This is a genomic window from Shewanella profunda, assembly GCF_023283765.1.
Taxonomy (GTDB): domain Bacteria; phylum Pseudomonadota; class Gammaproteobacteria; order Enterobacterales; family Shewanellaceae; genus Shewanella; species Shewanella profunda.
In genome coordinates, this window is sequence record NZ_JAKILG010000111.1 from 1 (window position 1) to 1,128 (window position 1,128).

Here is a 1,128-nt window from a genome sequence, read left to right on the forward strand (position 1 = left end):
ACCATCACGTAGTGCTTGAATGGCAGCATTGATATCAAAAGTAGGTGTGGTCATAAATCATCTCTTTTTGGTATAGCTTAAAGAAATGACACAGAAATTTGAACACTACCTTTGTTTGCAGTAAAAACCTGCCGCTCGATGACTTGCCTGACCGCTCCATCTTTAAATTCTAGACTGTATCACTGATTACGCAAAATGGCTCTCCAACACTAAAATAATAGCCATAAGATATCTACTGTCCACTACACTATAAATCAGGAGAGATATAGACTTCCGAGTTAAATATATTTGACTCAAAAATTCTAATTTCACCTTCAGCCAATGAATGTGCTAAATTCGATAATTTCATATTATTTCTATCATCCCAACATTCCTCTGGCACCCAAGTTTTCATTATTGGAATACCTGAATTCTCTTGACGGACAAAAGGTATATAGCAATCTCTTGTAACCACAACAAAATCTTCAAATTTCATATCAGCATCTGAGTAAATTATTCTAATTGTATTCTCATTAAATATACCTGCTAACGTATCAACAACGACTTTAATGCTCTGTTTACTATTACGAGTAATCATTCTTGCCATTGCATGCTCAGATATATACACTAATGCTCTGATACAATAACCATTATTGTTTATAGGCCGTTTTTTATCCACTATGTGGGAGCAAAGTGGATAGAAATGTTCATCTTTTGTATATTTATAACCTTCTATATCAATCGCAATGGCGCCAATATATATATTGTGTTAGCTCTGCGGTTTTGCCCTTGTTAAAAGTTTTATGTTCAATCAATAACTCAGATAAAGATTCTCGATTGATATCAAGTTGTAATTGATAAAAATTTTTCAATGTTTTATTTTTTCTTTTAAATTCTAAAATATGCTTATCATTAACCTCCTCAAAACGCTCCCTGAGCCGTCTAAACTCTCCTCGTATAAAAGCCTTTGCAGCACTTTCATTAGATATTTTGATTGGTTTACTATTATCCATATACATTCCTTTGCCAACTAAATAACTGTCTAGTCCTGAAATAAGTTGACACTTATTTCCACCTAAAACGCCTGATGAACCTCATCGGGCGTTTTGTATTTTAAGGCCAAATGCGGCCGTCGTTGATTATATATGG

Annotated in this window: 2 protein-coding genes; both read right to left on the minus strand. The window is 34.0% G+C overall.

The features are described from left to right. Positions 1-247 precede the first annotated feature (247 nt). Complete coding sequence (locus L2744_RS21465) at positions 248-586, minus strand: hypothetical protein (RefSeq protein WP_248993769.1); 339 nt, start codon at positions 584-586, stop codon at positions 248-250. Positions 587-716: 130 nt separating this feature from the next. Beyond that, positions 717-992 carry a hypothetical protein gene (locus L2744_RS21470; RefSeq protein ID WP_248993770.1) on the minus strand — a complete coding sequence of 92 codons (276 nt, stop codon included), beginning with the start codon at positions 990-992 and terminating at the stop codon, positions 717-719. Positions 993-1,128 lie beyond the last annotated feature (136 nt).